Genomic DNA, 25,527 nt, shown 5'->3' with positions numbered 1-25,527 from the left:
GGACGGGCGAACTCCCAGAGTTCGCCCGTCCGTTGCTTTCACGGGTCTGGTCCGGAGCGAATACCCGTCGGTAATATGATCATCCGTGACCAGTCAACTCTCCTCTTCCGCCCCGGAATCGGCGACCGTGCCGACTCCCCGCCGCCGTACGGTCGTCCTGGCCGCGGCGGCCACGGCGGCACTCGTCCCGATCGCCGCGCTGGGCGCCGAAGCCGCCCACGCCGCCACCGGCGAAGACGCCCCCTCCTTCCTGCACGGCGTCGCCTCGGGCGACCCGCTCCCCGACGGGGTCCTGCTGTGGACCCGCGTCACCCCGACCGCCGATGCCGTACCGGGCTCCGGCGCGGGCCCCGCCCTCGCGGTGGGCTGGGAGGTCGCCGAGGACAAGGCCTTCTCCCGGATCGTCGCGAGCGGCACCGTCACCGCGAGCGCCGCCTCCGACCACACCGTCAAGGCCGACGTACGGGGCCTGCGGCCGCAGACGGCCTACTGGTACCGGTTCACCGCCGGCGCCACCGTCTCCCCGGCCGGGCACACCCGCACCACCCCGGCCGCCACCACCGCGCCCGCCGGGGTCCGCTTCGGCGTGGTCTCCTGCGCCAACTGGGAGTCCGGCTACTTCTCCGCGTACCGCCACCTGGCCGCGCGGGCCGATCTGGACGCCGTACTGCACCTGGGCGACTACATCTACGAGTACCAGAGCGGCGGCTACCCCGAGGCGAAGTACGTCGTACGGCAGCACGAGCCGCTGCACGAGATCCTCACCCTGGCCGACTACCGCACCCGGCACGGGAAGTACAAGACCGACCCCGACCTGCAGGCCCTGCACCAGGCCCACCCGGTCATCGCGATCTGGGACGACCACGAGATCGCCAACGACACCTGGTCCGGCGGCGCCGAGAACCACGATCCCGCCACCGAGGGCTCCTTCGCTGCCCGCGCGGCCGCCGCCCGGCAGGCGTACTTCGAGTGGATGCCGGTGCGCACCTCCACCGAGGGCACCGTCTACCGTCGACTGCGCTTCGGCACCCTCGCCGACCTGCACCTGCTGGACCTGCGGACCTTCCGTTCGCAGCAGGCGGGCATCGGCAGCGGCGCGGTGGACGATCCGGCGCGCACCATCACCGGGCGCGCCCAGCTGGACTGGCTGAAGGCCGGGCTGGCCGGCTCGCAGGCCACCTGGAAGCTGGTGGGCACCTCGGTGATGATCTCGCCGGTGGCCTTCGGCTCCCTGCCGGCGCACCTGCTGGGGCCCCTCGCCGAGCTGCTCGGCCTGCCCGCGGGCGGCCTCGCGGTCAACGTGGACCAGTGGGACGGGTACACGGACGACCGCCGGGAGCTGCTGGGGCACCTGACGGACCGTTCCGTCCGCAACACCGTCTTCCTGACCGGTGACATCCACATGGCCTGGGCGAACGACGTCCCGGTGACGGCGGCCACCTACCCGTGGTCGCGGTCGGCGGGCGTGGAGTTCGTGGTGACGTCGGTGACCTCCGACAACATCGACGACCTGCTGCACGTGCCGGCGGACACGGCCTCGCTGGTGGCGGAAACGGCCATCAAGGCCGCCAACCGGCACGTGAAGTGGCTGGACATGGACGCCCACGGCTACGGCGTGCTGGACGTGACGGCCGAGCGTTCCCAGATGGACTACTACGTGGTTTCGGACAAGCGGCGCCAAGACGCCACGGCCGCCTGGGCGCGCTCGTACCGCACGCTGAACGGGACCCAGAAGGTCGAGCGGGCGGACCGGCCGGTGCGCTGACGCTCAGCCAGATTTCCCGTCCGAGGGGGCGCTTGGCGTAGACCAGGCGCCCCTTCGTCATCAGAAGCAACAAATCTTTTACGTAGACCACTTGACCTGTTTATGACATGCGCACGTAAGATTCCCGCCAGCTGAGGAGATCCCTCCCGCTCAACCCCCCACTCGCGAGGAGCACACGTGCGCGCTCTTGCCCGCATATCCCCCCTTCTTCGCCGTCGCCTGATGGGCGCCGCCGTACTCACGGGCACCCTGGCCTTCACCCCGCTCGCCGCCCCCACCACGGTCGCGGCCGCCAAGACCGGTGCCGAGGTGTGCGCCGAGGACGCGTCCGGCGCCGCGGCCAACGCCCGTGTGGCGCGCCCGAAGGACCAGCACGCGGCCGAGCCGAACGAGGTCACCGAGGCGCAGTCCAAGGCCATGGACTCCGACCTCAAGGCGAAGCTGGACAAGATCTCGAAGGAACCGCGCAGCCTGCGCGTCGCCGAGGCAGTCACGAGCATCCCCGTGTACTTCCACGTCATCCACTCCGGCACCACCGGAAAGCTGACGTCCACCGACATCAGCAAGCAGCTGGCGGTCCTCAACGCGGCCTACGCCGGCCAGGGCACCGGAAACGTCGACAGCAGCTACCAGTTCACCCTGGCGGGCACCGACTACACGGACAACGCCAGCTGGTACAACCTGGCTTCCGGCTCCACCGCCGAGAAGACCATGAAGAACACCCTGCGCAAGGGTGGTGCGAACGCCCTCAACTTCTACACCGCCAACCTCTCCGGCGGGCTGCTGGGCTGGGCCACCTTCCCCAGCTCCTACGCCTCCCAGCCGAAGATGGACGGCGTGGTCGTCCTCGACACCTCGCTGCCGGGCGGCTCCGCCGCCAACTACAACGAGGGCGACACCGCGACCCACGAGGTCGGCCACTGGATGGGCCTCTACCACACCTTCCAGGGCGGCTGTAACGGCTCGGGCGACTCCGTTTCGGACACCCCGGCCGAGAAGAGCGCGGCCTTCGAGTGCCCGACCGGTCGCGACACCTGCGCCAGCAAGGCGGGCGTCGACCCGATCCACAACTTCATGGACTACACGTACGACTCCTGCATGTACCAGTTCACCGCGGGCCAGGTGACCCGCATGAAGAGCATGTGGACGGCGTACCGCGCCTGACGCGTGCCGGCGTCCTGACGCACGCATGAGGAAGGGGCCCCGCGAGCGGGGCCCCTTCTTCGTGTTCTTCGCGCTCTTCGCGCTCTTCGCGCTCTACAGACCGTCGAGGAAGGCGAGGGCGACCGCCCAGGCCTGCTCCGCGGCCTCGGCGTCGTAGTCGTCCAGCCCCGGGTCGGTGAACAGGTGCCCGGCCCCCGGATAGCCGTGGACCTCCACGTCCGCCCCGGCCTTGCGCATCCGCAGGTACCAGGCCGTCAGCCAGTCGTGCGGCTCGAAGGGGTCCGGATCGGCGATGTGCAGCTGCACCGGCAGCTCGTCGACGTAGACGCCCTCCTCCAGGTCTGCCGTCCCGTGCAGGAGCAGCAGCCCGCGCGCCTTCTCGTCGGCGAGCGCCAGGTGCTGGGCGATCGAGCCGCCGAAGGAGAAGCCGGCGTAGACCAGGCCCTGGTCGGAGTAGGGGGCCGAGGCCAGTACCGCCCGCTTGAGCAGCTCGTCACGGCCGATCTCGTCCCGGTGGGCCATGCCCTCCTCGACGGTCTCGAAGGTGCGTCCCTCGAAGAGGTCCGGCACCTGGACCTGGTGCCCGGCCGCGCGCAGCCGGTCGGCCGCCTCCCGCACGGCGGGCCGCAGCCCGTAGGTCGAATGGAAAAGCACGATGTTCATGCCCCCATCGTGCCAGTTTCGGCGGACCCCCTCCGGTTACGTTGGCCTGCATGGACACGGACTCCTTCCTGCGCCCGATCGCGGCCGTCGCCGGCACCCTGGCCGTCACCCTGCTCGCGGGCTGGCTGCTGGACCTGCTGCTGCGCCGTGCCGACGCCCGGCACAGCGAGACCCCGCTGTGGGGGCTGCTGCGCCGCTGCCGTCCGCCGTTCCTGGTGGTCCTGGCCGCCTCCCTGCTGCAGGCGGTGCGCCGGCGCGCGGACGGCCCCGGGCACGTGCTGACCCTGATCCTGATCGCCGCGGCCGCGTGGCTGCTGATCCGCATCACGACGGCGGTCGTGGACTCCACGTACGCCCGCTACGCGGCCGACGCCTCCGACCAGGCCAGGGTCCGCCGGGTCCGCACCCAGGTCACGCTGATCCAGCGGGTGGTCACGGCGGTGGTGATCGTGGTGGCCCTCGGCGCGATGCTCCTGACGTTCCCCGAGATGCGGACGGTCGGCACCTCGATGCTGGCCTCGGCGGGCGTGCTCGGCATCGTTGCGGGCATCGCGGCACAAGCCGCCCTCGGCAACCTCTTCGCCGGACTCCAGATCGCCTTCGGCGACACCGTCCGGATCGGCGACACCGTGGTGGTGGACAAGGAGTGGGGCACCGTGGAGGAGATCACCCTCACCTTCCTCACCGTCCGTACCTGGGACGAGCGCCGGATCACGATGCCGGTCTCGTACTTCACGAGCAAGCCCTACGAGAACTGGTCGCGCGGTGGCGCGCAGATGACGGGCACCGTGTTCTGGCACCTGGACCACAGCGCCCCGGTGGAGCTGATGCGCGAGCAGCTCCAGCGGATCCTGAAGGACATCCCGGAATGGGACGGCCGCACCGGCTCCCTGGCCGTCACGGACACCACCCCGCACACCATCCTGGTCCGCGCGGTGGTCACGGCGAAGGACGGCGACGCCGTCTGGACCGTCCGCTGCGCGGTCCGCGAACGCATGATCACCTGGCTACGCACCCACCACCCGTACGCCCTCCCCCACATCGCCACAACGGAGGCACCCCTCCCACCGCCACCACAATCCAGCCCGTCGGGCGCCTAAGCCCCATTTCAGCCGTCCGGCGCTTGAGGACCGGGGTCCGGGCAGCGCCCGGGGAACGGGCCAAGGGCGGGTAGGGGACTCCGCCCCGCAGGGCACGCCCCCACCCACTCAGCCCCGCACCGCAAAGGTCAGCCGGAACAGCGCGCCCCCACCCGGAGCGGCCTCGGCCGTCAACTCCGCCTCGTGCGCCCGCGCAATCTGCCGAGCCATCGCCAGCCCCAGCCCCGACCCCGGCAGGGCCCGCGCCGCCCCCGCCCGGTAGAACCGGTCGAAGACGTACGGCAGATCCCCCTCCGCGATCCCCGGCCCGTGATCCCGTACGGTCACCTCCGCCCCGCCGTCCCCCCGCACCATCAGGCCGACCTCCACCTCCGCCCCCGCCGGGCTGAACTTCGCCGCGTTGTCCAGCAGGTTCCCCAGCAGCCGGCTGAGCCGCGCCGGCACCCCCGCCACCACCACGGCCTCCTCCGGCGACGGCCCCCGCACCCGGAACGCCACCCCGGGCCAGTGCGCCCGCGCGGCCCCGACGCAGTACTCCACCAGCGGAGCCAGCCGCACCTGTTCCACCAGCAGCTGCGGTTCCTCGTCGCGGGCCAGCTCGATCAGGTCGTTGACCAGCCCCGTCACCTCCCGCAGCTGCCGCCCGAGCGCCAGCGAGGCCCGTTCCCGCTGCTCCGCCGTCAGCCGGTCCCCGCGCGCGAGCAGTTCCGCGTTCGTCCGCAGCGCCGTCAGCGGGGTCCGCAGCTCGTGCGAGGCGTCCGCGACGAGCCTGCGCTGGGCGGTGACGGACTGTTCCAGCTCCCCCAGCATGGTGTTGAAGCTCCCCGCCAGCCGGGTGACCTCGTCCTCGCGGCCGCGCCCCGGGGGCGGCAGTTCGATCCGGTGCCTCGGGTCCCTGGTGGCGGCGATCCGCTCGGCGGTGGCGGTGAGCCGGGTGACGGGCGCCAGCCCGGTCCGCGCGACCCAGTAGCCGAGCAGCGTGGCCAGCAGCACCCCGGCCGCCGCCGTGAGCGCCAGCCACCAGGCGGCCTGCTCGATGCCGTCCTCCACGGTGTCCGCCCGCAACGCCACCTGGAGCGCCCGCCCCTTGCCGTAGTCGGTGGTCAGCATCCGCGCCGGATGCCCGGCGTGCACGATGGCGGTGTAGTACGGGGCCCGCGTGCCGGCGGCCACCTCCCGCGCGGCCGGGTCCACCGGCAGCAGGTAGGGCGCCTTGGGGTCGCGCCCCGGATCCGCCGGCACCACCTCGGCGCAGGCGGGCGCCGCCCGGAACCGGCACTCCCCGGCCAGGGTCCCGGGTCCGGAGTCCGGGTTGCGCTGGGCGGCGAGGCGGGCGGACTGGGTCAGGCTGAGTTCGAGCTGCCGGTACAGCGCCCCGCGCACGACGAGGAAGGCCGCCGCGCACACGCCGAGCGCGACGCAGGCCACCGCGGCCGTTGCGGCCAGCGCCAGCCGGGTCCGCAGCGGCCGCCTGCGCCGCCACCGCGCTCCGTGCCCGGACTCGTCCCCGCGGCCCCGCCGGCCCACGCGGCCCCGCCCGCTCACGCGGCGTCCAGCCGGTAGCCGACCCCGTGCACGGTGTGCACGAGCCGGGGCTCGCCGCCGGCCTCCAGCTTGCGGCGCAGGTATCCGACGTAGACGGCCAGGGAGTTGGAGTCCGGCCCGAAGTCCCGGCCCCACACCAGTTCCAGGACGAGTTCGCGCGGCAGCACCTGTCCGGGGTGGCGCAGGAGCAGTTCGAGCAGCGCCGACTCGGTGCGGCTGAACTCCAGCGGCCGCTCCCCGCGCCGCCCGGTGCGGGTGGCGGGGTCGAGCACGAGGTCCCCGTACCCGAGGAGCGCCCGTCCCCCGGCCGGATCGTCGGGGGCGGCCCGCCGCAGGAGGGCCCGTACCCGGGCCACGAGCTCGTCGAGCGCGAACGGTTTGACCAGGTAGTCGTCGGCGCCCGCCTCCAGCCCGTCGACGCGGTCGCTCACCGCGTCCAGGGCCGTGAGGACGAGCACGGGCGTACGGTCGCCCACCGCGCGCAGTTGCCGGCACACGGCGAGCCCGTCCAGCACCGGCATCATCACGTCGAGGACCACCGCGTCCGGCTGCCAGAGGGCCACCTCGGACAGCGCGGCCAGCCCGTCGGCCGCACCGCGCACCTCGTACCCCTCGACGGCGAGCCCGTCCTCGACGGCGGCCCGCACCTCGGGCTCGTCGTCCACCACCAGAATCCGCTGCATACGACAAAGCCTCCCAAATGCTCCGGGAGTACCTCTTAGAACCTTCTTAGGACGCACCGGAAGTCTGCGTCCATGACCTCCTCGCCCCCTCACTCCTCCTCACGCCGGCCCCCGCCCCCGCCGCTCTCCGTCGTCATCGGCGCGGGCGGCACCGGCGGCCACATCTATCCCGGCCTCGCCCTGGCGGAAGCGCTGCGCGCCGCCGTTCCGGACGCCGTGGTCTCGTTCATCGGCACCGAACGCGGACTGGAGACCGAGCTGATCCCGGCCGCCGGCTACCGCCTGCACACCGTGGACATGATCCCCTTCGACCCGGCGCTGGGTGCCAAGCGCTACCTCCTGCCCGCGGCGCTGCTGCGCTCGGCCGGGCAGGCGCGGGCCGTGATCCGGGCGCAGGGCGCACACGTGGCGGTCGGCATGGGCGGCTATCCGAGCGCGCCCGCCGTGCTCGGGGCCCGGCTGGCGGGGCTGCCGGCGGTCATCCACGAGTCCAACGCGGTACCGGGCCGGGCCAACCAGTTCGCGGCCCGCCTCACCCCGCACATGGCGGTGGCCTTCGACCGCAGCCGGGAGCACCTGGCGGGCGGGGCGGGGGCGCTGACCACCGGGATGCCGATCTCCGCCGCGCTGTCGGGCCTCGCCGAACTGTCCCGCCCCGAGCGGGCGGCCCTGCGCGCGCGGGCCCGGCGGGAGCTCGGGGTGCCGGACGGGCGGCGGCTGGTGGTGTTCAACGGCGGCAGTCTGGGCGCCGTACGCCTGACCTCGGCCGCGGCCGGGCTGGCGGCCGCGTGGCAGGCGCGGGAGGACGTACAGCTGCTGATCAAGACGGGGCCGGCGGCGCTCGCGGACACGGTGGCCGGGCTGTCCGCCTCGGGTGGGCAGCGGATCGCACGGGCCGTGCCGTACCTGGACCGGATGGACCTGGTCTACGCGGCCGCCGACCTGGTGGTGTGCCGGGCGGGCTCGGCGACGGTGGCGGAGCTCGCCGCGACCGGGGTCCCCGCGGTGCTGGTCCCCTACCCGCACGCCCCGGGCGACCACCAGACCCACAACGCCCGGGTGCTGTCCGACGCGGGCGCCGGCCTGCTGCTGGCGGACGCCGAGGCCACGGCCGACCGCCTCGCCGAACTGCTCGCCCCGCTGCTGGCCGACCCGGCGCGGCTGGCGGCGATGGCCGGCGCGGCCGACCCGGGCCCGCACGCGCGGGCCGCCGAACTGCTGGCCTCGCAGGTCCTGCGGGTCGCCGGCTTCCCCTCCTTCTCCCCCACTCTCCTGGAGCTCGTATGACCACGCACGCCCCCACGCACACCTCCACGCCCACGCTCGCCCTCACCCCGGCGCGCACCCCGGCCGACTGGAGCGGCCGTACGGTCCTGGTCACGGGCGCCGAGGGGTTCATCGGCTCCACGCTCGTCGACCTGCTGGTCGCGCGGGGCGCGAAGGTGCGCGCCTTCGTGCACTACAAGCCGTACGCGGAGAAGGGCCACCTGGCCCGGTACCTGGCCGACCCGGGCGGCCCGGTGGATATGTGGGCCGGGGACGTCCGCGACGCGGGCCGGGTCAGCGACGCGGTGGCCGGCTGCGACACGGTCTTCCACCTGGCGGCGCTGATCGGGATCCCGTACAGCTACGCCTCGCCCGGCGCGTACGTCCAGACCAACGTCACCGGTACGGAGAACATGGCCGAGGCCTGCCGCCGCCACGGCGTGCGCCGCCTCGTCCACACCTCCACCAGCGAGGTCTACGGGACGGCCCTGACGGCCCCGATCTCCGAGGGCCACCCGCTCCAGCCGCAGTCCCCGTACTCCGCTTCGAAGATCGGCGCCGACATGATGGCGCTCTCCTTCCACCACGCGTTCGAGCTGCCGGTGACGGTGGTCCGGCCGTTCAACACCTACGGCCCCCGCCAGTCGGCCCGCGCGGTCATCCCCACCATCCTCGCCCAGCTCCACGCGGGCGCCCGGGAGGTCCGCCTGGGGTCCCTGACCCCCACCCGGGACTTCACCTACGTGACCGACACCGCGGCCGGCTTCCTCGCCGTCGCGGAATGCGACCGGGCGCTGGGCGAGGTGGTCAACCTCGGCAGCGGAGAGGAGATCTCCATCGGCGACCTGGCCCGGGCGCTGATCACGGCCTCGGGCCGGGACGCGGAGGTGGTCGTCGACCCGGCCCGGCTGCGTCCCGCGGGCAGCGAGGTCCAGCGCCTGCTGTCGGACAACACCCGGGCCCGCGACTGGGCCGGCTGGAAGCCCGAGGTCTCCCTCCAGGAGGGCCTGACCCGCACCTCGGAGTGGATCGCCGCCCACCTCCACCTCTTCGCCCCGGACCGCTACCAGGTCTGAGCCCGGGCCCGCCGTCCGACCACCGGTTCAGACAGCGGCGTTCGGCCCCTCGAAGGCCTTGACCCGCTGCAGCTCGGTCAGCTTGCGCACGAAGACGATGGCCAGGACGGCGGCCGCGCCCGTGGTCAGATCCGAGACCGCGCGCAGGGCGAAGGCGTCGCGCAACTCCGCGTCCGTCCCGGCCGGATGCCGCAAGCCGACGAAGAGCCTGAGCACCCAGCTCAAGACGAACACCGCCCACCAGGCCGTCACCGGGGCACCCGAGCGCGGGCGGAAGGAGCCGTCGGGCGCATTCTGGGCGCTGGCCTCCCAGGTCTCCCGCGCCACCCGGTACGGGAGCACCAAGTTGACGAACGGGACGAACCACGCACCGATGGCCCAGCCGGCGGACTGGCTGAAGCCGTCGGGGCGGAACACCTGCCCGTTGAGGCGGACCCGGTGGAACCACAGGATGAAGACCACGACCAGGACCCAGCCGAGGAACGTCTGCCCGACGAGGAGCAGGGACTGGAGGGCGTCGACCAGGTCGAGGTCACCCCGCTCCAGGGTCGCGGGGTCGGCGACCACCTGCGTCATCAGCTGCCGGGCGTGGTGGTCGACCGTCACGGAGAAGAGACCGAGCACGGGCACGAGGGACAGCAGCACGGTCAGGGCCGTCGCCAGGACCTGCGGGGAACGGAGCTCCCCGACAGGCCGTTGCAACGGTGTCGCGGACGACTGGGACATGACGAAGTACCCCCCACGGGAACGTACGGTGCGGACCCAGGCCATCGGACGGGCACCCGAGCCGCCCGACGATATGCCATGCCCATGCCCATGCCCATGCCCACCGCCCTCCCCGGGCTACGGGCTACGGGCTACGCAGGCTGCGCACGTCCAGGTGCCGCAGCACCCGGTCGACGATCTCCGGATCGGCGCCGGGTTCGCTGCGCGCGGCCAGCACCTCGTGCCGGGCGGCGGACATCATCTCCCGCTGGATGCGCTGCACGTCGCGGATCCGCTCCACCCGCTTCGCGTACGCCTCCCGCCGCTCCTCGTCGACCATGTCCGGGCTGATCCTGGCGCCCACGTCGTACGCCCGGCGGTAGAGCACCTCCACCAGGTCCTCGGGCAGGTCCTCCACCTCCTCGATCTCCTTCAGCCGCCGCTTCGCGGCCTTGGCGGCGCGGATCGCCAGCGCGCGGGCGAACTCCGCCTCCGCGTCCGAGTCGGCCTCCACGCCGAGCCGGCGGACCAGCCAGGGCAGGGTCAGCCCCTGCACCACCAGGGTGGTCATGATCACGGCGAAGGCGATGAAGACGATCTCCTGCCGGGCCGGGAAGGGCTCCCCGCCCTCCGTCTCGAAGGGAATGGCGAGCGCGAGCGCCACCGAGGCCACGCCCCGCATGCCCGCCCACCACATCACCACGGACTCCCGCCAGCTCAGCGGGATCTCCTCCTCGTAGTCGCGCCGCGAGTGGAGCCGTTTCGCGAGCCAGCCGGCCGGCAGCAGCCACACCAGCCGTACGCCGACCACCACCGCGACCACGGCCGCCGCCCACCCGGCCATCTCCCCGACCCGGCCGCTGGCCGCCCCGAACACGTTGTGCAGCTCCAGCCCGATGAGCCCGAAGGCGACACCGGTGACCAGCATGTCGACGACCTCCCAGAACGTGTGGCCGGCGAGCCGCCCCAGCACGTCGTCGGCGTCGGTCGCGTACTCGGCGAGGAACAGTGCCGTGGTCAGCACGGCCAGCACGCCGGAGCCGTAGAACTCCTCGGCCAGCACGTACGCCACGAACGGCACGAGCAGGGTCAGCCCGATCTGGAGCGTGGCATCGCCGAGCCGCCCCATGAGCCGGTTCGCGGCCCAGCCGAGCCCGAGCCCCACCGCGACGGCCACGACGGCCGACAGCACGAACTCCCCGAGCGCCCCGGGCCACGAGAAGGTGCCGCTGACGGCTGCGGCGATGGCCACGTGGTAGAGCACGATGGCGGTGACGTCGTTGAAGAGCCCCTCGCCCTCCAGGATCGACACCATGCGCCGGGGCAGCCCGAGCGACCCCGCCACGGCGGTGGCGGCGACCGGGTCGGGCGGGGCGACGAGCGCGCCGAGCGCGACGGCCGCGGCGATCGAGAGCCCCGGCACGAGGGCGTGCGCGGTCCAGGCGACGGCCACGGTGGTCACGAAGACGAGGGCGACGGCCAGCAGCAGGATGGGCCGTACGTTGGCGGCGAACTGCCGCCAGGAGGTCCGCTGCACGGAGGCGTACAGCAGCGGGGGCAGCACGAGCGGCAGGATGTACTCGGGCGGGACGTCGACGTTGGGCACCACGGGCACCAGCGCGAGCACCACCCCGCCGAGCGTCATCAGCACCGGCGAGGGCAACCCCAACCGGTCCCCGAGCGGCACCGTCACCACGGCCCCGAGCAACAGCACGAACAACAGCAGGAGCTGATCCACTCCCACACCCTGCCAGCCCACTGCGCTGGGCGAGGCGGACCGGGGTGCGTGTCGGGCTCAGCCAATCCAGCCCCACCGCCGCTTGTCTTCTCAGCCGTCCGGCGTTTGAGGACCGGGGTCCGGGGCGGAGCCCCAGGGGGTCCGGGGCGCGGCCCCGGGGAACGGTGGAAAGGCGGGTAGGGGACGGCCCCGCAGGGCAGCGCCCACCCCCGGGCCGGGCTACGGCAGGGCGCGCCGCATCGACCGGTGGGGAATGCCGGCGTCCTCGAACTCCGGCCCGTAGGCCTCGTACCCGAGCCGCTCGTAGAACCCCATCGCATGCGTCTGCGCACCGAGGTCGACGGCCGAAAGGCCGAGCCGAACCGCCTCCGCCTCGATCGCCCGCACCAGCGCCACCCCGACCCCGAGCCCCCGCGCGGACTTGGTGACGGCCAGCCGTCCCAGCGAGCCGACCTCCGCGGAGCCCGTCTTGCCCAGGGCCCGCGGCCCGTACAGCAGCCGGCCGGTGCCCAGCGGCACCCCGTCCGGCCCCTCGGCCAGCACGTGCACCGCGATCTCGTCGTACGCGTCGTACTCGATCGACTCGGGCACCGACTGCTCGACGACGAAGACCTCGGTCCGCACGGCGAAGCAGGCCTTCAGGTCCTCGTCCGTGACGACGACCCGTACGGCGACGGAGCCGGCGCCGGCGCCGCCCGCGGTCACTCGCTCTCCTTGCGGATCACGTCCAGCGCGTTCTGCAGGTCCGCCGGGTAGGTGCTCGCGAACTCGACCCACTGCCCGTCGGACGGGTGCTCGAACCCGAGCCGCACCGCGTGCAGCCACTGCCGGGTGAGCCCGAGGCGCTTCGCGACGGTCGGGTCGGCGCCGTAGGTCAGGTCGCCGACGCAGGGGTGCTTGTGCGCGGCCATGTGCACGCGGATCTGGTGCGTGCGCCCGGTCTCCAGCTTGATGTCCAGCAGCGAGGCGGCGCGGAAGGCCTCGATCAGGTCGTAGTGCGTGACGGAGGGCTTGCCCTCCTGGGTCACGGCCCACTTGTAGTCGGCGCTGGGGTGCCGCCCGATCGGCGCGTCGATCGTGCCGCTCATCGGGTCGGGGTGGCCCTGCACCAGCGCGTGGTAGCGCTTGTCGACGATCCGCTCGCGGAACTGGTTCTTCAGCGAGGTGTACGCCCGCTCCGACTTCGCGACGGCCATCAGGCCGGAGGTGCCGACGTCGAGCCGGTGCACGATGCCCTGGCGCTCGGAGGCACCGGAGGTGGAGATGCGGTAGCCGGCGGCGGCGAGGCCGCCGATGACGGTGGTGCCGGTCCAGCCGGGGCTGGGGTGGGCGGCGACGCCGACCGGCTTCATGATGACGACGATGTCGTCGTCGTCATGGACGATCTCCATGCCGGGGACGGGCTCGGCGACGAGCTCGACCTTCCGCGGCGGTTCGGGCATCTCGACTTCGAGCCAGGCGCCACCGTGCACACGCTCGGACTTCCCGACGACACTGCCGTCGACCAGCACCTTTCCCGCGGCCGCGAGTTCGGCCGCCTTCGTCCGGGAAAAACCGAACATACGGGCGATGGCGGCATCGACGCGCTCGCCCTCGAGGCCATCGGGAACGGGCAGGGTGCGGATCTCGGGAATCGTACTCACCTGTCGAGTATGCAGGACTCGACAGAAGACCATTCCCGCGATCAGCCCGGGACCAGCCTGCGGATCGCTTGCCGGGTCAGTCCTTGTGGACGGTGCCGTCCGGATCCAGACCCTTGAACGACAGCAGGACGATCAGGATCCCGCCGCACACGATCGCCGAGTCCGCGAGGTTGAAGACCGCGAAGTGGGCGGGCGCGATGAAGTCGACGACCGCTCCGCGGAAGACGCCCGGCGAGCGGAAGATCCGGTCGGTCAGGTTGCCCAGCGCCCCGCCGAGCAGCAGGCCCAGCGCGATGGCCCAGGGCAGGCTGTAGAGCTTGCGCGCCAGCCGCACGATCACCACGATGACGGTGGCGGCGATGCAGGTGAAGATGATCGTGAAGGCCTCGCCGAAGCCGAAGGCGGCGCCGGGGTTGCGGATCGCGTCGAACTTCAGCAGGTCGCCGATGACCTGGATCGACGGCTGGTGCTCCAGCTTCGCGACCACCAGCATCTTGCTGCCGAGGTCGACGAGGTAGGCGAGAAGCGCCACGACGAGCAGCGCGACGATCCGCCGCCGCCCCTTGGGCGCCGCGGATTCGGGCTGGGTGCCGTCTTCCCCGACCTCCGGCGTACCGATGATGCGCTCCGCCTCTGCCACGTGAGTCCCTCGAACTAGCTCGAACCAGGTTGTCGAACGGTACTGCGCCGACCGACCCGCCAGGTTCCCGGACCCTGACGAGACACGAGGGTACGTCAGGGCACCCTTCGGCCGCCGCCCCGGCCGCCCCGGCCGCCCCGGCCAGACCGCTGCCGGAGCCGGGCGACGCCCGCCCGGGACCCTCTGGGGCCTGCGACGGGCCCTCCGGGCCCGCCAGGGGCCGTCCGGGGCCTGCACGGGGCCCGTCCGGGGTCCGTCCGGGCCCGCTCGGCCCGCGCTCAGCCTCCGCTCAGTGCCGCCGCTCCTGCTTCTGCTTGCAGTCCACGCACAGCGTGGCCCGCGGGAAGGCCTGCATGCGCGCCTTGCCGATGGGCTGGCCGCAGTTCTCGCAGAGGCCGTACGTGCCCGACTCCAGCCGTTCCAGCGCGCGCTCGGTCTGCTCCAGCATCGAATTGGCGTTCGCGGCGAGGGCGAGCTCGGACTCCCGGGTGATGTTCTTGGTGCCGGTGTCTGCCTGGTCGTCGCCCGCGCCGTCGCCGGAGTCCCGCATCAGCCCGGAAATGGCCGCGTCGGAGGCCTGGAGCTCGGCGCGCAGCCGCAGCACCTCGCTCTCCAGCTCGGCCCGCGCCTCGGCGACCTCCTCCGGGGTCCAGGGGTCCTCGCCGGGCCGTACGGCGAGCTCGCCGGGCGCCAGGCCCGCCGCGCCCCGCGCCTTGGGCAGCCCGCTGGTCGCGGCCGTGGCCGTCTTCCTGGCCGTGCCGGTGCTCTTCTTGGCAACCACTTTCCGGGCTCCCGTCTCGTGCGCGGCCTGCGCCGCCCCCTCGGCCCCGGCCGTCTTGGCCGTGGCCTTCTTCGCGGCCGTCTTCTTGGCGGCGGCCGCTTTCCCGGCAGGTGCCTTCCCGGCGGCCGCCTTCTTCGCGCCGGCGGCCTTCGTCCCGGCCGCCGCCGTCTTCGTGGCCGCCGCCTTCTTCCCGGCGGCCGTGCCTTCCGCCGGTCCGGCCTCCGGATCGAGGGCCGCCACCTCCGTCACCGGCTCCTTCGCCGGCTTCTCCGCAGCCTTCCCGACAGCCTTCTTGGCAGTACTCCCGGCGGTCTTCTTCGCCACCATGGCCGCGGCCCCTTCACATACTGTGATCATTGCTCGCGAATCGTGCCGGAACGATAAATCGACTCCGGCCCCGCGGCAACGGGGCACGCGTCCATCGAGGTCAACCTGCATCCGTTGTGCCCAGCAGGGAGCCCGGTAATCCGCCCCACCCGCCCCACCGCACCCCGGAGCGGCCCGTCGGCCCATTCGGGTCATCCCGGCCCCCGTCCACGCTTCGCCGAGGGCCCCGCGCCACGCCCCGTAAACCGGTCTGCCGAGCGGCCCCCCGGCCCGTACACTGGGCCCAGCGAGAGGCATGGATGGGGACGAGTAGCGTCGGACGCAGCCAGGAGCGACCCGGGGACGGTGAGAGCCCGGGGGCGAGCGCGATGCGAAGGATCACCCCGGAGCCGCCGGAAGAAAGCCCACCGGGATTCCCGTAGGGCGAGTAGAACCGGCTTCGCACCCCAATGAGGGGGCCGACGGACCACAGGTCCGCAGGCCAAGGAGGGTGGTACCGCGGGAGCAGCTTCATTTCGGCTCTCGTCCCTCCGGACGGAAGTGACACCCCGCCGGAGGAAGAGTTCAGCCTCATGACCACACCGCCGCAGTACCGCCCGGTACCCGCCCAGGTCGACCTGCCTGCCCTCGAGCACGCGGTCCTCGATTTCTGGCGCGAGAGCAAGACCTTCGCCAAGACCCTGGAGCAGTCCGAGGGACGCCCCGAGTGGGTCTTCTACGAGGGCCCGCCCACCGCGAACGGCATGCCCGGCGCGCACCACATCGAGGCCCGCGTCTTCAAGGACGTCTTCCCCCGCTTCCGCACGATGCGCGGCTACCACGTGGCCCGCAAGGCCGGCTGGGACTGCCACGGCCTGCCCGTCGAGCTCGCCGTCGAGAAGGAACTGGGCTTCAACGGCAAGAAGGACATCGAGGCGTACGGCATCGCCGAGTTCAACGCCAAGTGCCGCGAGTCGGTGACCCGCCACACCGACGCGTTCACCGAGCTCACGAACCGGATGGGCTACTGGGTCGACCTGGACGACGCCTACCGCACCATGGACCCCGAGTACGTCGAGTCCGTGTGGTGGTCGCTCAAGGAGATCTTCAACAAGGGCCTGCTCACCCAGGACCACCGCGTCGCCCCCTGGTGCCCCCGCTGCGGCACCGGCCTCTCGGACCACGAGCTGGCCCAGGGCTACGAGACGGTGGTCGACCCCTCGGTCTACGTCCGCTTCCCGCTGACCTCCGGCCCCCTCGCGGGCCAGGCGGCGCTCCTCGTCTGGACGACCACCCCCTGGACCCTGGTGTCCAACACCGCGGTGGCCGCGCACCCCGATGTCACGTACGTCGTCGTGCGCCGTACCGGCGTCGAGGGTTCAGAGAAGCTGGTCGTCGCGCAGCCCCTGCTGGAGAAGTCCCTCGGCGAGGGCTGGGAGGCCACCGGCGAGTCCTTCACGGGCAAGGAGATGGAGCGCTGGACGTACCAGCGCCCCTTCGACCTGGTCGAGTTCCCGGAACCCGCCCACTACGTCGTGAACGCCGAGTACGTCACGACCGAGGACGGCACCGGTCTGGTCCACCAGTCCCCCGCCTTCGGCGCCGACGACCTCGCGGTCTGCCGCGCGTACGGCCTGCCCGTCGTGAACCCGGTCCGCCCCGACGGCACCTTCGAGGAGGAGGTCCCGCTCGTCGGCGGGGTCTTCTTCAAGAAGGCCGACGAGAAGCTGACCGCCGACCTCGAAGCGCGCGGCCTGCTCTTCAAGCACATCGCCTACGAGCACAGCTACCCGCACTGCTGGCGCTGCCACACCGCCCTGCTCTACTACGCGCAGCCGTCCTGGTACGTCCGCACCACCGCCGTCAAGGACGCGATGCTGCGGGAGAACGAGAAGACCAACTGGTTCCCGGACTCCGTCAAGCAGGGCCGCTTCGGCGACTGGCTGAACAACAACATCGACTGGGCGCTGTCCCGCAACCGCTACTGGGGCACCCCGCTGCCCATCTGGCGCTGCGAGGAGAACCACCTCACCTGCGTCGGCTCCCTGGCCGAGCTGAGCGACCTGACGGGCACGGACCAGTCGAACCTGGACCCGCACCGCCCGTACATCGACGAGGTCACCTTCCCCTGCACGGCGGAGGGCTGCACCCTCACCTCGGTCCGCGTGCCGGAGGTCATCGACGCCTGGTACGACTCGGGTTCGATGCCGTTCGCGCAGTGGGGCTACCCGCACAAGAACAAGGAGATCTTCGAGAAGCGCTACCCGGCGCAGTTCATCTCGGAGGCCATCGACCAGACGCGCGGGTGGTTCTACACGCTGATGGCGGTCGGCACCCTCGTCTTCGACAAGTCCTCCTACGAGAACGTGGTCTGCCTGGGCCACATCCTCGCCGAGGACGGCCGCAAGATGTCCAAGCACCTGGGCAACACCCTCGAACCGATCCAGCTGATGGACACGCACGGCGCGGACGCCGTCCGCTGGTTCATGGCGGCCGGCGGCTCCCCGTGGGCGGCGCGCCGCGTCGGCCACGGCACGATCCAGGAGGTCGTCCGCAAGACGCTCCTCACGTACTGGAACACGGTCGCCTTCCAGGCCCTGTACGCCCGCACGTCGAACTGGGCCCCGTCGGCCTCCGACCCGGCGCCCGCGGACCGCACGGTCCTGGACCGCTGGCTGCTCTCGGAGCTCCACACCCTCACGACCGAGGTCACCGAGGCGATGGAGTCGTACGACACCCAGCGCGCCGGCAAGCTCCTCTCCTCCTTCGTGGACGACCTCTCGAACTGGTACGTCCGCCGCTCCCGCCGTCGCTTCTGGCAGGGCGACGCGGCCGCGCTGCGCACCCTGCACGAGGTCGTGGAGACGGTCACCCGCCTCCTGGCCCCCCTCACCCCCTTCATCACGGAGCGGGTCTGGCAGGACATGGTCGTCCCGGTCACCCCGGACGCCCCGGAGTCGGTGCACCTGACCACCTGGCCGGTCCCGGACGCCGCGGCGATCGACCCGGAGCTGTCCCGGCAGATGCTGCTGGTACGCCGCCTCGTGGAGCTGGGCCGCGCCACGCGGGCCGAGTCGGGCGTGAAGACCCGCCAGCCGCTCTCCCGCGCGCTGGTCGCCGTATCGGGCTTCGAGACCCTCTCCCCCGAGCTGCACTCGCAGATCACGGAGGAGCTGAACGTCTCCTCGCTGGCCTCCCTCTCGGAGGTCGGCGGGTCCCTGGTCGACACCACGGCCAAGGCGAACTTCCGCGCGCTGGGCAAGCGCTTCGGCAAGGGCGTGCAGGACGTGGCGAAGGCGGTGGCCGCGGCCGACGCGGCGGCGCTGTCCCTGGCCCTGCGCTCCGGCGAGGCCTCGGTGGAGGTGAACGGCGAGACGGTCGCCCTCACCCCCGAGGAGGTCATCATCACGGAGACCCCGCGCGAGGGCTGGTCGGTGGCGTCCGACTCCGGCGCGACGGTGGCCCTGGACCTGGAGATCACTCCGGAGCTGCGGCTCGCGGGCCTGGCGCGTGATGCGATCCGCCTGATCCAGGAGGCCCGGAAGAACTCCGGCCTGGACGTCGCGGACCGGATCGCCCTGCGCTGGTCCACGGCGGACCCGGAGCTGGCGACGGCCCTGACGGACCACGCGACCCTGATCGCGGACGAGGTCCTGGCCACGGACTACGCCTCCGGCGAGGCGGACGCCGCGTACGGCGACCCGTTCGAGGACGAGCCTCTGGGCCTCACCTTCCGCCTCCGCAAGGCGTAGCCCTACGGCCTGTGGCCCGGCACCTCCTCCTGGGGGGGTGCCGGGCCACAGCTGTTTCTGTCCCCTACCCGCCCTTCCACCGTTCCCCGGGCTCCGCCCGGACCCGCGCCTCAAACGCCGGCGAGGCTGGATTTCCCAGCCCCCGGCGACCACGTGCAGGCTGACGCCGGCCACATCCAGCCTCGCCGGCGTTTGAGGCGCGGGGTCTGGGGCGGAGCCCCAGGGGGGGTCCGGGGCGCAGCCCCGGGGAACGGTGGAAGGGCGGGTAGGGGACTCCGCCCCGCGCAGCGGCACGCCTCCGGCCCGCAGTGGGCCCGTACGTACCCGGGTACGGAAACGGGCCGGGCCCGGTGCCCCCGAAGGGGAACCGGGCCCGGCCCGAACCGTCTGCCGACGGCTACCGCTTAGTTGTCGTCCTCGTCGATCAGGAAGCCCCGCATGGGAGACGGCGCCTGCTGCATCGGCTGCGGACCAGCCGGCCGCACCGGAGCCATCGGCTGCGTCATCGCCGGGGACATCTGCTGCTGGCCACCACCGTAGGAGGGGGACATCGGCGACGGACCGCCCATCGGCGACGGGCCACCCATCGACGGACCACCCATGGAGTGCATCGCACCGGCCGGAGCCATCGACGGGGTCGGCGACGGCGGCAGCGCGGGACCGGCGGGGTTCCGCGGCGGAGCCAGCGAGTCGTCGGCCTGCGTCTCCAGCTGGCGCAGCTGCGATTCCAGGTAGGACTTCAGACGGGTGCGGTACTCGCGCTCGAAGCCCCGCAGGTCCTCGACCTTGCGCTCCAGCGTGGCGCGGGCGGACTCCAGGGAGCCCATCGCGACGCGGTGCTTCTCCTGCGCGTCCCGCTCCAGCGCGTCGGCCTTGGCGCGGGCGTCCCGCTCCAGGCCCTCGGCGCGCGACCGGGCCTCGCCGACGATCTTGTTGGCCTCGGAGCGGGCCTCCGCGATCGCCTGGTCGGCGGTCTGCTGCGCGAGCGACAGGACGCGGGCGGCGCTGTCGCCACCGGGACCCTGCTGCGGAAGCTGCTGAGGCTGCTGCTGGTGCATCTGCTGACCCATGGGCTGCATCTGCTGGCCCATCGGCTGCATCTGCTGACCCATCGGCTGGCCCATCTGCTGGCCGAGCGGGTTCTGGCCACCCATGGAATGCTGCTGCTGTGCCTGCATCGGGCCGCCCATCGGGCCGGGACCCTGCTGGCCCATGCCCTGCTGCATGCCCTGCTGACCCATCTGCTGCTGCCCACCCATGGTGTGCTGCTGCATGGGGTTGCCCATCGGGCCGGGGCCCTGCGGACCGTGCCCACCGGGGCCGGCGGGAAGCTGGGGCGGGCCGCCCTGGAGCTGCGGCGGACCCATCGGGGGCTGCTGCTGCGGGGGGCCGGATATGGCGGCGGGCACGGGGGCGCCGGGGCCACGCTGGTCCTGGGGCTCGGGCTTGCGCATGCCCTGCTGCTGGTTCTGCGCGGCGGCACGCGTGGCGGCCGCCAGCTTGGCGCGCAGGTCCTCGTTCTCGCGCAGCAGGCGCGTCAGTTCGGACTCGACCTCGTCGAGGAAGGCGTCGACCTCGTCCTCGTCATAGCCTTCTCGCAGGCGGACGGTCGTGAACTGCTTGTTCCGCACGTCCTCGGGAGTCAGCGGCATGTCTTCTTCACCTCTACGTAGTCGTCGGCAGTCGGCAGGACCGTATCGGGACTGTCCCCGCGCCTGCGGGGAAGCTCATCGTTCACACGCTTCTCGCAGCGGTGCTCACGAAACTGATGAGGATGTAAACGATGATCATCAGAACGAAGAAGGACAGGTCGAGTGCCACGCCCCCGAGACGCAACGGCGGGATGAGCCGCCGAAGGAGCTTGAGCGGTGGATCGGTGACAGTGTAGGTGGCCTCCAGAACGACCACCATCGCCTTGCCGGGTGCCCATGAACGTGCGAACTGGAACACGTAGTCCATGACCAGTCGGAAGATCAGCACGATGAGGAAGCACATCAGCGCGATGTAAACCACTTGCAGTGCTACGCCCATCCCGCGCTTCCCTCTCCCCTGCTTCCGCCCTGTACCCGGTCCCGTATCTGACGGATCGGTCTAGCTTTGGTTGAAGAACCCGCCCTCCGCGATGCGGGCCTTGTCCTCCGCCGTGACATCGACGTTAGCAGGAGACAGCAGGAACACCTTCTGTGTCACGCGTTCAATGCTGCCGTGCAGACCGAAGACAAGACCGGCGGCGAAGTCGACAAGACGCTTCGCGTCCGTGTCGTCCATCTCCGTGAGATTCATGATCACCGGAGTGCCCTCACGGAAGTGTTCCCCGATGGTACGGGCCTCGTTGTAGGTCCGGGGGTGCAGCGTCGTGATGCGGTACGGCTCCCGCTCGGAGACGACCTTGGGCATGATCACGGGGGCGTTCTTCTCCAGATTCGAGCGTTCGGGTGTGATGGACGCCACGGGGGCGATTCGCGCAGGACGTCCGTTTTCAACCGGCATTGGGAGGGGTTCTCTTGGTGCCGGGGGCTGGGCAACTCGTACCGGTTCGTCCGATACGGGCGTTTGGTGCGAAACGGGTTGCTGTCGCCGGTCCCGGTCGCGCGACCTCTCCGGCTCCGGCTCGGGTTCGAACTCGTCGTCGGGGTCGTACCCCGGGTTGTCGTACCGGTCGTCCTCCACGAGGCCGAGGTAGACCGCCATCTTGCGCATCGCGCCGGCCATTCTCTGAGTCCTCCGCTCTGTGGTGGATCGCCCTGTCGCAGGTGTCTCGCCGTGTCACGAATGTCACCAACTGCCCGCGATCCACGTGGCCTGTCCGCTCATCAGCGGAAATGACCATATTTTCTGCTGTGGTCCGACTTTCTTCGCGACGTTACCCGAGCCGGGGTCTCGCGCCGAGTACCGCAGTGCCGACGCGTACATGTGTCGCACCGGCCGCAACGGCCTGTTCCAGGTCTGCGCTCATCCCGGCCGACACCATCGTGGCAGCCGGATGGTCCGCGCGCAGGCGGGATGACAATTCCACCAACCGCTCGAAGGCCGCCTGTTCGCGTCCCGCGTAGAGCCCGGCCAGCGGAGCGACCGTCATGAGCCCGTCGATGCGCAGTCCGGGAGCCGCGGCCACGAGGTCCGCCAACTCGGCGAGCTGCTCGGGCGCCGCGCCGCCGCGGGCCCCCCGTTCGCCCGACTCGGCGTCGAGGGCGATCTGCACCAGGCAGCCCAGTTCCCGTCCGGCGCCTTCCGCGGCCGCCGAGAGGGCCGTGACGAGCTTGGGGCGGTCGACGGACTGCACGAGGTGCGCGTATCCCGCCACCGAACGGACTTTGTTCGTCTGCAACTGGCCGACGAAGTGCCAGGTGAGGGGCAGATCCGAGCAGGCCTCGGCCTTGGGGGCCGCGTCCTGGTCCCGGTTTTCCGCCACGTGACGGACCCCCAGGTCCGCCAGCAGTCGTACGTCGCTCGCCGGGTAGGTCTTGGTGACCACGATGAGGGTCACCTCTTCCCGCTTGCGCCCGGCGGCCGCGCAGGCGGCCCCGATCCGCTCCTCCACCTGCGCGAGGTTCGCGGCGAGCTCGGACTTACGATCCGTCATTCTTCAGTCCAACCAGACATATCCGGCAAGCCGCCCGGTCATCCGGTCGCGGCGGTACGAGAAGTGGTCCCGCGACTCCAGTGTGCAGACCGGGGACCGGCCGATGTCGGCCACCCCCGCCTCCGCGAGCTGGGCGTGCACTCCGGCCACCACGTCGACCGCCGGTGTTCCCCAGCTCGTCTCGGCGTACGCGGCCGGCACCACCTCGGCGACCGCCGCCCGCATCTCGGCGGGAACCTCGTAACACCGTCCGCACACCGCCGGTCCGGTACGGGCCACCATGCGCGCGGGGTCCGCTCCGAGCGAGACCATCGCCTCGACGGCGGCGCCCACGACTCCGGCGACCAGCCCGGGCCGCCCGGCGTGGGCGGCTCCGGCGATGCCGGCGACGGGGTCGGCGAGCAGGACGGGCGTGCAGTCGGCGGTGAGGACCGCGAGGGCTAGCCCCCGACGGGCGGTCACCACCGCGTCCACCGCCGGGATCTCCTCCCGGTCGGGGCCCCACGGGCCGTCGACCACCGCCACGTCCCGGCCGTGCACCTGGTTCATCCAGACCACCCGGTCCGGCGCGATGCCCAACGCCTTCGCCGCGGCGGCCCGGTTCGCACGAACGGCGGCCGGGTCGTCTCCGACCGCGCCGCCGAGATTGAGCTCCTCGTACGGAACGGCGCTCACCCCGCCCCACCGGTCGGTGAAGGCGAAGTGGGCGCCGCTCTCGCTGTACTGCTCCAGGGTCACTTCAAGAAGTCCGGAACGTCCAGTTCCTCGGCCGGGCTGTCCTGGTACGGCCGGGCCGTCGGGACCTGCGGGGCCGGAGCCTCGGCGACCGGGACCGGCTCGCTGCGGACCGGCTCCTCGCGCGGGGTGACCGAGCCGAGTCCGCCGAAGGCCGGGCGGGCCGGCTCGGCGGCACGGACCGGAGCCGGGGCCGGCTCCTCGCGCTTGGTGGAGGCCGCGCCGATGACGTTGTCGCGGCGGGCCGGGGGCTGTCCGCCGTCGAACCCGGCCGCGATGACGGTGACCCGTACCTCGTCGCCGAGCGCGTCGTCGATGACGGCTCCGAAGATGATGTTCGCCTCGGGGTGCGCGGCCTCGCTCACCAGCTGCGCGGCCTCGTTGATCTCGAAGAGACCGAGGTCCGAGCCACCGGAGATGGAGAGCAGCACGCCGCGGGCACCGTCGATGGACGCTTCCAGCAGCGGCGAGGAGATCGCCATCTCGGCCGCGGCCACCGCGCGGTCGTCGCCGCGGGCCGAGCCGATGCCCATCAGCGCCGAGCCCGCCTCGGACATCACGGACTTGACGTCCGCGAAGTCGAGGTTGATCAGACCCGGGGTGGTGATGAGGTCGGTGATGCCCTGGACACCGGACAGCAGGACCTGGTCCGCCGACTTGAAGGCGTCGAGGACGCTGACCTGGCGGTCCGAGATGGACAGCAGGCGGTCGTTGGGGATGACGATGAGGGTGTCGACCTGCTCGCGGAGCTGGGCGATGCCGTCCTCGGCCTGGTTCGCGCGGCGCCGGCCCTCGAAGGTGAACGGCCGGGTGACCACACCGATCGTCAGGGCGCCCAGCGAGCGCGCGATGTTGGCGACGACGGGTGCGCCGCCCGTTCCGGTGCCGCCGCCTTCGCCGGCGGTGACGAAGACCATGTCGGCCCCCTTGAGGACCTCCTCGATCTCCTCGCGGTGGTCCTCTGCCGCCTTGCGGCCGACATCGGGGTTGGCGCCGGCGCCGAGACCCCGGGTGAGTTCCCGGCCGACGTCGAGCTTGACGTCGGCGTCGCTCATCAACAGCGCCTGGGCGTCTGTGTTGATGGCGATGAACTCGACGCCCTTGAGACCGACCTCGATCATTCGGTTGATGGCATTGACACCACCGCCGCCGACACCGATGACCTTGATGACTGCGAGGTAGTTCTGCGGTGCTGCCACGTCGAAGGCCTCTCGCCTCGAGTTACGTGTCGTTCGCCTCGCGGGCCTGCGGTGCGACGACTGATGCCGAAATTGGGACGGTCCGTACACGCCGACCCGAACCCTAACCCTGAAGTTTAGGGTTATGAGTGTGTCTGTTCCTTGGACTCTTCCGAACAGGACACTAAGTCGACAAGTAGCGCGTGTTCAACGAACACGCCGAACCTCCCGTTTTTCTTTTCACCCTATGTGATCACCCGTATCGGTGGCCAACCAGGGTGCGACGCTGTTCGACCGGACGTCAACTACCGGACACCGCCGGGGCGGTGGGGACGCTCACGTCGAATCGGTCAGCCTTGGGCGAGGCCTTCAGGAGCGCTGTCAGTGCGCGACCCTTCGCCTCGCCCTGTTCGCCGCTCCCCCAGACCACCGACCGGCCGCCGGTCAACTCCAGTACCACCGAGTCGTAGGACCGGACCTTGACCTGCACGGTCTCCTTGCGGACGGATTCCGGGAGGACGCCGGCGATCTGGACGGCCTCGCGCAGCAGCCTTTCCTCGTCGAAACGGCGGCCGCTCGGAGACTGCTGGGAGCTCAGTTCGAGGAGCGGAACGCCCGCCGGCGCTTGTCCGACCGTGTCGAATCGCACACCGGAAGCGTCCACTTCCACGAACTGCGCGTCCTTCTTGATGAGCAGAACGGGCTTGCGTTCCGTCACCTTCAACCCGATTCCGTGCGGCCAGGCCCGCACCACATCGACCGAATCGATACGGGGCAGCCGGCCGCGGAGCCGGGCTTCGATCTCGTCGGTGTCCACGGACACCAGGGGCGCCCCGACCGGAACGCCCGCCGCCGCCAGCACCTGGTCCCGGGTCAGGACCTCGGTGCCGGTGGCCGTGACCTTCTCCACCCGGAGCCAGGAGGACCCGTAGAGCACCCAGGTGCAGCCGGCTGCCAGGAGCAGCGCGAGGACCACGCCGACGACCACGAGGGGCCCCCGCCGCGGCCCTCCAGGGAGCCGCCCGCCGGGGCGCGGCCCGCGGGGCCCCCCGGGGCCGGATCCCTTGGGCGGCTTCGGCGACTTGGGGGCCTTCGGGGTCCCCAGCCGCTTGAGGGGGCCGGAGCCCTTCCCGGCGCCTCCCGGACCGCCACGCTGCGCGGTGCTCGCTCCGGCCACTCCTGTGCCTCCTGCGTCGGTGCTTCC

22 protein-coding genes are annotated in these 25,527 nt (G+C 71.9%); 6 read left to right on the top strand and 16 right to left on the bottom strand.

Going from position 1 to position 25,527, the window contains the following annotated elements; all coding sequences use genetic code 11:
* Positions 1-85 precede the first annotated feature (85 nt).
* Both ACE1OC_RS29680 and ACE1OC_RS29675 read left to right on the top strand, forming a co-directional pair.
* Positions 86-1,765 carry an alkaline phosphatase D family protein gene (locus tag ACE1OC_RS29680; protein ID WP_407839588.1) on the top strand — a complete coding sequence of 560 codons (1,680 nt, stop codon included), beginning with the start codon at positions 86-88 and terminating at the stop codon, positions 1,763-1,765.
* Between the two features lie 222 nt (positions 1,766-1,987).
* Positions 1,988-2,929, top strand: a complete 942-nt coding sequence (locus ACE1OC_RS29675; RefSeq protein ID WP_407841716.1) for a zinc metalloprotease — start codon at positions 1,988-1,990, stop codon at positions 2,927-2,929.
* A gap of 93 nt (positions 2,930-3,022) precedes the next feature.
* Here the strand turns inward: ACE1OC_RS29675 and ACE1OC_RS29670 are convergent, their stop codons facing one another.
* On the bottom strand, positions 3,023-3,592 hold the full coding sequence (locus ACE1OC_RS29670) for a dienelactone hydrolase family protein (protein WP_407839587.1): 570 nt from the start codon (positions 3,590-3,592) through the stop codon (positions 3,023-3,025).
* Between the two features lie 50 nt (positions 3,593-3,642).
* Here ACE1OC_RS29670 and ACE1OC_RS29665 point away from each other — a divergent pair, with 50 nt between their 5' ends.
* On the top strand, positions 3,643-4,692 hold the full coding sequence (locus tag ACE1OC_RS29665; protein ID WP_407839586.1) for a mechanosensitive ion channel family protein: 1,050 nt from the start codon (positions 3,643-3,645) through the stop codon (positions 4,690-4,692).
* 108 nt (positions 4,693-4,800) lie between these two features.
* Here the strand turns inward: ACE1OC_RS29665 and ACE1OC_RS29660 are convergent, their stop codons facing one another.
* A complete protein-coding gene (locus ACE1OC_RS29660; RefSeq protein ID WP_407839585.1) occupies positions 4,801-6,237 on the bottom strand; it encodes a sensor histidine kinase in 1,437 nt (478 codons plus the stop codon).
* Complete coding sequence (locus tag ACE1OC_RS29655) at positions 6,234-6,920, bottom strand: response regulator transcription factor (RefSeq protein WP_274552347.1); 687 nt, start codon at positions 6,918-6,920, stop codon at positions 6,234-6,236. The genes ACE1OC_RS29660 and ACE1OC_RS29655 overlap by 4 nt, the downstream gene beginning before the upstream one ends.
* A 72-nt stretch (positions 6,921-6,992) precedes the next feature.
* Between ACE1OC_RS29655 and ACE1OC_RS29650 the strand changes: the two genes are divergently transcribed.
* Together ACE1OC_RS29650 and ACE1OC_RS29645 are read left to right on the top strand one after the other, a co-directional pair.
* The gene (locus ACE1OC_RS29650; protein ID WP_407839584.1) at positions 6,993-8,207 is read left to right on the top strand and encodes a UDP-N-acetylglucosamine--N-acetylmuramyl-(pentapeptide) pyrophosphoryl-undecaprenol N-acetylglucosamine transferase; all 1,215 of its coding nucleotides are present in this window, start codon (positions 6,993-6,995) and stop codon (positions 8,205-8,207) included.
* Entirely contained in the window at positions 8,204-9,262 is a 1,059-nt protein-coding gene (locus ACE1OC_RS29645; protein ID WP_407839583.1) for an SDR family NAD(P)-dependent oxidoreductase, read from the top strand. The genes ACE1OC_RS29650 and ACE1OC_RS29645 overlap by 4 nt, the downstream gene beginning before the upstream one ends.
* A gap of 27 nt (positions 9,263-9,289) precedes the next feature.
* On the opposite strand, the gene ACE1OC_RS29640 is transcribed toward ACE1OC_RS29645, so the two are convergent.
* The 6 genes from ACE1OC_RS29640 to ACE1OC_RS29615 form a co-directional block, all read right to left on the bottom strand.
* Positions 9,290-9,988: a DUF4328 domain-containing protein gene (locus ACE1OC_RS29640; protein ID WP_407839582.1), complete on the bottom strand. Its 699-nt coding sequence runs from the start codon at positions 9,986-9,988 to the stop codon at positions 9,290-9,292.
* A 124-nt stretch (positions 9,989-10,112) separates the two neighbouring features.
* Positions 10,113-11,705: a Na+/H+ antiporter gene (locus tag ACE1OC_RS29635; protein WP_407839581.1), complete on the bottom strand. Its 1,593-nt coding sequence runs from the start codon at positions 11,703-11,705 to the stop codon at positions 10,113-10,115.
* Positions 11,706-11,924: 219 nt separating this feature from the next.
* Positions 11,925-12,410, bottom strand: coding sequence for a GNAT family N-acetyltransferase (locus tag ACE1OC_RS29630; protein WP_407839580.1), 486 nt, complete (start codon positions 12,408-12,410; stop codon positions 11,925-11,927).
* A complete protein-coding gene (locus ACE1OC_RS29625; protein WP_250743762.1) occupies positions 12,407-13,348 on the bottom strand; it encodes an RluA family pseudouridine synthase in 942 nt (313 codons plus the stop codon). The genes ACE1OC_RS29630 and ACE1OC_RS29625 overlap by 4 nt, the downstream gene beginning before the upstream one ends.
* Before the next feature lie 76 nt (positions 13,349-13,424).
* A complete protein-coding gene (gene lspA / locus ACE1OC_RS29620; RefSeq protein ID WP_243330189.1) occupies positions 13,425-13,988 on the bottom strand; it encodes a signal peptidase II in 564 nt (187 codons plus the stop codon).
* A gap of 289 nt (positions 13,989-14,277) precedes the next feature.
* Positions 14,278-15,096, bottom strand: coding sequence for a TraR/DksA family transcriptional regulator (locus ACE1OC_RS29615; protein WP_407839579.1), 819 nt, complete (start codon positions 15,094-15,096; stop codon positions 14,278-14,280).
* A gap of 572 nt (positions 15,097-15,668) precedes the next feature.
* On the opposite strand from ACE1OC_RS29615, the gene ileS reads away from it, so the two are divergent.
* A complete protein-coding gene (gene ileS, locus ACE1OC_RS29610) occupies positions 15,669-18,827 on the top strand; it encodes an isoleucine--tRNA ligase (protein WP_407839578.1) in 3,159 nt (1,052 codons plus the stop codon).
* 404 nt (positions 18,828-19,231) lie between these two features.
* On the opposite strand, the gene ACE1OC_RS29605 is transcribed toward ileS, so the two are convergent.
* From ACE1OC_RS29605 to ACE1OC_RS29575, 7 genes are all read right to left on the bottom strand, one after another.
* Positions 19,232-20,479, bottom strand: a complete 1,248-nt coding sequence (locus tag ACE1OC_RS29605) for a DivIVA domain-containing protein (protein ID WP_407839577.1) — start codon at positions 20,477-20,479, stop codon at positions 19,232-19,234.
* Positions 20,480-20,561: 82 nt separating this feature from the next.
* Complete coding sequence (locus tag ACE1OC_RS29600) at positions 20,562-20,858, bottom strand: YggT family protein (protein ID WP_030707331.1); 297 nt, start codon at positions 20,856-20,858, stop codon at positions 20,562-20,564.
* Positions 20,859-20,918: 60 nt separating this feature from the next.
* Positions 20,919-21,539, bottom strand: a complete 621-nt coding sequence (locus tag ACE1OC_RS29595) for a cell division protein SepF (protein WP_407839576.1) — start codon at positions 21,537-21,539, stop codon at positions 20,919-20,921.
* A gap of 151 nt (positions 21,540-21,690) precedes the next feature.
* Positions 21,691-22,410 carry a YggS family pyridoxal phosphate-dependent enzyme gene (locus ACE1OC_RS29590; RefSeq protein ID WP_407839575.1) on the bottom strand — a complete coding sequence of 240 codons (720 nt, stop codon included), beginning with the start codon at positions 22,408-22,410 and terminating at the stop codon, positions 21,691-21,693.
* A 3-nt stretch (positions 22,411-22,413) separates the two neighbouring features.
* Positions 22,414-23,148, bottom strand: coding sequence for a peptidoglycan editing factor PgeF (gene pgeF, locus ACE1OC_RS29585; RefSeq protein ID WP_407839574.1), 735 nt, complete (start codon positions 23,146-23,148; stop codon positions 22,414-22,416).
* A complete protein-coding gene (gene ftsZ / locus ACE1OC_RS29580; RefSeq protein WP_243330151.1) occupies positions 23,145-24,344 on the bottom strand; it encodes a cell division protein FtsZ in 1,200 nt (399 codons plus the stop codon). The genes pgeF and ftsZ overlap by 4 nt, the downstream gene beginning before the upstream one ends.
* 280 nt (positions 24,345-24,624) lie before the next feature.
* Positions 24,625-25,500, bottom strand: a complete 876-nt coding sequence (locus ACE1OC_RS29575) for a cell division protein FtsQ/DivIB (protein WP_407839573.1) — start codon at positions 25,498-25,500, stop codon at positions 24,625-24,627.
* Positions 25,501-25,527 lie beyond the last annotated feature (27 nt).

The organism is Streptomyces stoeckheimensis (assembly GCF_045822005.1).
Lineage (GTDB): Bacteria > Actinomycetota > Actinomycetes > Streptomycetales > Streptomycetaceae > Streptomyces > Streptomyces stoeckheimensis.
This window is presented reverse-complemented; position numbering and strand designations above follow the sequence as displayed.

Excerpts from the sequence above, each read along its gene's own strand:
- ACE1OC_RS29675 (WP_407841716.1), top strand. The coding sequence starts at position 1,988 with ATGGGCGCCGCCGTACTCACGGGCACCCTGGCCTTCACCCCGCTCGCC.
- ACE1OC_RS29670 (WP_407839587.1), bottom strand. The coding sequence starts at position 3,592 with ATGAACATCGTGCTTTTCCATTCGACCTACGGGCTGCGGCCCGCCGTG.
- ACE1OC_RS29665 (WP_407839586.1), top strand. The coding sequence starts at position 3,643 with ATGGACACGGACTCCTTCCTGCGCCCGATCGCGGCCGTCGCCGGCACC.
- ACE1OC_RS29655 (WP_274552347.1), bottom strand. The coding sequence starts at position 6,920 with ATGCAGCGGATTCTGGTGGTGGACGACGAGCCCGAGGTGCGGGCCGCC.
- ACE1OC_RS29650 (WP_407839584.1), top strand. The coding sequence starts at position 6,993 with ATGACCTCCTCGCCCCCTCACTCCTCCTCACGCCGGCCCCCGCCCCCG.
- ACE1OC_RS29645 (WP_407839583.1), top strand. The coding sequence starts at position 8,204 with ATGACCACGCACGCCCCCACGCACACCTCCACGCCCACGCTCGCCCTC.
- ACE1OC_RS29640 (WP_407839582.1), bottom strand. The coding sequence starts at position 9,988 with ATGTCCCAGTCGTCCGCGACACCGTTGCAACGGCCTGTCGGGGAGCTC.
- ACE1OC_RS29615 (WP_407839579.1), bottom strand. The coding sequence starts at position 15,096 with ATGGTGGCGAAGAAGACCGCCGGGAGTACTGCCAAGAAGGCTGTCGGG.
- ileS (WP_407839578.1), top strand. The coding sequence starts at position 15,669 with ATGACCACACCGCCGCAGTACCGCCCGGTACCCGCCCAGGTCGACCTG.
- ACE1OC_RS29605 (WP_407839577.1), bottom strand. The coding sequence starts at position 20,479 with ATGCCGCTGACTCCCGAGGACGTGCGGAACAAGCAGTTCACGACCGTC.
- ACE1OC_RS29600 (WP_030707331.1), bottom strand. The coding sequence starts at position 20,858 with ATGGGCGTAGCACTGCAAGTGGTTTACATCGCGCTGATGTGCTTCCTC.
- ACE1OC_RS29595 (WP_407839576.1), bottom strand. The coding sequence starts at position 21,539 with ATGGCCGGCGCGATGCGCAAGATGGCGGTCTACCTCGGCCTCGTGGAG.
- ACE1OC_RS29590 (WP_407839575.1), bottom strand. The coding sequence starts at position 22,410 with ATGACGGATCGTAAGTCCGAGCTCGCCGCGAACCTCGCGCAGGTGGAG.